General features: G+C 35.2%; 4 protein-coding genes and 1 pseudogene. 1 reads left to right on the top strand and 4 read right to left on the bottom strand.

What is annotated here, in order from left to right; translation table 11 throughout:
• From BGC07_RS23955 to BGC07_RS13595, 4 genes and pseudogenes are all read right to left on the bottom strand, one after another.
• A pseudogene (locus BGC07_RS23955) lies at positions 1 to 186 on the bottom strand (WbqC family protein); the annotation flags it as partial.
• Between the two features lie 37 nt (positions 187 to 223).
• On the bottom strand, positions 224 to 961 hold the full coding sequence (locus BGC07_RS13605; protein ID WP_077216913.1) for a class I SAM-dependent methyltransferase: 738 nt from the start codon (positions 959 to 961) through the stop codon (positions 224 to 226).
• Complete coding sequence (locus BGC07_RS13600; protein ID WP_069313540.1) at positions 933 to 1682, bottom strand: phytanoyl-CoA dioxygenase family protein; 750 nt, start codon at positions 1680 to 1682, stop codon at positions 933 to 935. The genes BGC07_RS13605 and BGC07_RS13600 overlap by 29 nt, the downstream gene beginning before the upstream one ends.
• The gene (locus BGC07_RS13595) at positions 1663 to 2718 is read right to left on the bottom strand and encodes an aminotransferase class I/II-fold pyridoxal phosphate-dependent enzyme (RefSeq protein ID WP_069313539.1); all 1056 of its coding nucleotides are present in this window, start codon (positions 2716 to 2718) and stop codon (positions 1663 to 1665) included. The genes BGC07_RS13600 and BGC07_RS13595 overlap by 20 nt, the downstream gene beginning before the upstream one ends.
• A gap of 167 nt (positions 2719 to 2885) precedes the next feature.
• Here BGC07_RS13595 and BGC07_RS13590 point away from each other — a divergent pair.
• Positions 2886 to 3516, top strand: a 631-nt coding sequence (locus BGC07_RS13590) for an MFS transporter (protein ID WP_139121764.1), incomplete at its 3' end; no start/stop codon positions are given.

The raw sequence follows: 3516 nt of genomic DNA, 5'->3' as shown, positions 1-3516 counted from the left end.
ATCTTTACTATAAAAAACATCTTTTATTACTCCCGAAGTTGACTTTCTTAATATCGGGAATGTAAATAGTGATTTTTCTCCATCTTGACTAATGTAATTTCTGTTATACCAGTGTGACTTAGTATACTTAACGTCATCATAAAAAACAAAAATATCAACAAAGTTAATTAACTGAAAATAGCCAAGATAGGGAACAAATAAGGTTGCATGATTGCAATTTTATTCATAATTCACAAACTGAGTAAATACTAGCACAAAGCTCAGGGTAAATACTTCCTAACATATAACAGCCTTCAAGAAACTCTCTATCAATAACTTCATGCTGCAAACAAAGGTCAAGCTGATAGTTTGCCAAGGGTTTAAACATCACACCACCACTTTTTATTACTTTAAAGCCCGCTTGTTTTAACTCAAAATTTAGAGTGTCAAAACTAAACGTCTCATGGTGACCATGCTCTTCTTCATATTTTGTAACAACATGATTATAATCAACAACCACCATAGACGAAGCAATTTGTCTCGATGCAGCATGTGCATTTGGCACAACAATAAATAGCCTTCCAGAACCACTTAGGTATTTTTTTACTGTATTTAGTAAGTCTTTTCTGTTTTTAACGTGCTCATAAGAATGAACCATAAAAATATTATTTACTTTTGTGGACAAATCTAATTCTTCAAAAAACTGATTGATATAAGTAATATTTTCTATATTATTCAGCTTTGATATATTTATCGCCTCGATAGAAGAGTCTACCGCATAAACTTTACTAAAATACTTTGCGATATTTTTAGTAAAATCACCATGATAACAACCTAACTCAATGGCATCTCCATCGATGAAGTATATTTGCAATTCTCTTACAAGATACTCTCTTAAAACAGCATCAAAGTTATACTTGTACTTTATTTTGTTCTTTTCATCTATATTAATGCTATTTTTCATAATCCATATACCACTCATCAAGACTCTTAGGAACCTTACTTATTCTTCCAAGAATCTTTTTATAAAATTTATTTTTCATACCTGTTGGCAAGCTTATAAAAACTTCACTATAATCTGCTTGCTGCTTAAAATACGATTGAGTGTAAGTTAATGTTAATGCCCTTCTTTTATCTAATACTTGGCTTATTCCTGCCCGATGCCAAATATACGAATTAAAAAACAAAATACTCCCAGCATTGGATAAAACTTGAAGACTATCTCGCTCAAACTCACCCACTTCTGGCTTACCTGCAACTTTATGAGAACCTGGTAATATTTCAATCGCACCATTTAATTTAGAAAAAGAATCTAACATAACCAGCACATTGATCATCAATGGATAGTCTTTAATATAAACATTTATATCTCTGTGAATTTCTTTAATATAGATATTTTTATCCATACTTTCATTATTAATGACACCGCCAAAAGAGTTTAAAATGAATTGATTGTTATTAAAATAATGACTTAATACGTTGCAATCTTCTATTTTCTCTAATACCGTTAGAAACCTATAATCAGTCAATGGTAAATGATGAAAAATCCCAGGGCGTCGATAGTCTTGCCAAGGCTGGTAAGTCACCTCACACCGGTCGATTAGTTCTTTATATAAATCGACCTCATCTTTACTAAAAACATTTTCAACAACTAGCCAGCCATTATTTTCTAACTGTAACTTACTACTTTCTAACGTCTTCACGAAAACAGCCTAATATTTTATTAACTACTAACGTATCAATTCCAAGATAAAAAGGAATAGAGACCACTGTCTGACTAAATTTGAATGAATTTTCAAATTTATCATCTAACAATTGCCAAATATTTCTGCACTCCATAGCCCCCTGAAGTTCTTGCTTTATATTTTTTATTGTTTTCTCATCTAATTTTAATATGCAGTTTGAAGTTACATAACCATCACTAAACTGACTTACTGAACCAAGGTAAGAGTGGTAGGATTTTATTAGCTTTTTCCAGCATTGCCGATGCTGCGGCCATTCATCAAGCATCGCATGCCCAACAGCTGCATGATATTCACTCATTTTCGCATTGACCCCAACAACTGGAACATTGCGATTTTCATCTATACCAAAGTTGGTAATTTTCTTTACTTTATCAATAAAATCTGTATTTTCACTCAAGACCAAACCGCCTTCACCAATGCCAAATACTTTTGTTGCATGAAGGCTGATAATAAAAGGTAATGTGGTCTTTTTGCCTGTTTGTTTAAAACTATCAAAACACGCAGCACCATCAATAATCACAGAAATACCATAAGAATTAGCCAATTCTTCCCATGACGCAATATCAACCATTTTTCCAAATGGACAAACAACGATAACCGCAGAAATTTTTTTATCTCTCTCAACAAGTTTCTTTACTTCATTTATATCTAAGGCCCAAGACGCTAAATTCACATCAGCGAACACAGGCTCAAGACCTGCCGCATTAATCGCTGCCATCGTGCCAACAAAAGTCCAAGCTGGCATGACACATTTACTCCCTCGCGGCAGTTCCAACGCGAGTAGAGTGCTGATAATCCCTAAAGTACCACTAGCACAAGTTGCAATTCCACCTTGAGGATAATCAAAATGCTCTTCCATGCGTTTTTCAAAAGAGCAAACTAAAGGACCGCGATTGCTATACCATCTATTCTCATCGATCTGCTTTAAATAAGGCACCAGCTTGTCATAGCTAACAATATCAGGAATGAAAAGTGGAATATGCTGATCCCTCACGTTCGCTCCCGCTCAATGACTTATTTATTTTTCTCTAACTTATCAACAGTGTAGTTAAAGCATTCACTAAACTGCAAATCTAACACGTTTTTTATCGCTCTGGTCAAACCATTTATCCTTTGATAAACTGGTCTGATTTTTTCAAAAAGGCGTGTCGTAGGTAGCATATGATAACTACACAAGATAATAAAAAAGCATTGATCTTATTTTTTATATTACTCATCGTACCCATTGGGCAAGTTGCCATTGATATTTACTTACCTTCCTTGCCTCATATCAGCCAAGAGTTGAACATTGCCACCAGTGCAACCCAATGGAGCCTCACTATTTATCTATTAAGTTCGGGGATCTCACAGTTTTTCTATGGCCCTATTTCGGACAGCCTCGGCCGCAAACCCATACTCTGTTTTGGTTTGGTTATTTTCTTTATCGGCAGCTTAGTCACTGCACTCGCTCAGGGTGAAATTTCACTGTTATTAGGGCGCCTTTTACAGGGCCTTGGCATTGGCGCAGGCGCGGTTATTGCTAACTCGATGGTTGGCGATAGCTTTAGTGGTGTTCGCTTGGCCAAAGTCACCTCTCTTTCTTCTTTCGCCTATGGCATCTCACCGATCATCGCTCCATTTATCGGTGGGTTAATTCAGATACACCTTGGCTGGCGCTTTAACTTTTACTTTCTTTTAGTCATCGCGCTAATATCACTCTTACTTGTTATTCCTTTATTACCAGAAACCCTCAAAAAGCAAAGTAAACAAACACTCAAAATCACAACTCTAAAAGATAATTATCTGACTATTT

This window comes from Piscirickettsia litoralis (genome assembly GCF_001720395.1).
GTDB classification, from domain to species: domain Bacteria; phylum Pseudomonadota; class Gammaproteobacteria; order Piscirickettsiales; family Piscirickettsiaceae; genus Piscirickettsia; species Piscirickettsia litoralis.
This window is presented reverse-complemented; position numbering and strand designations above follow the sequence as displayed.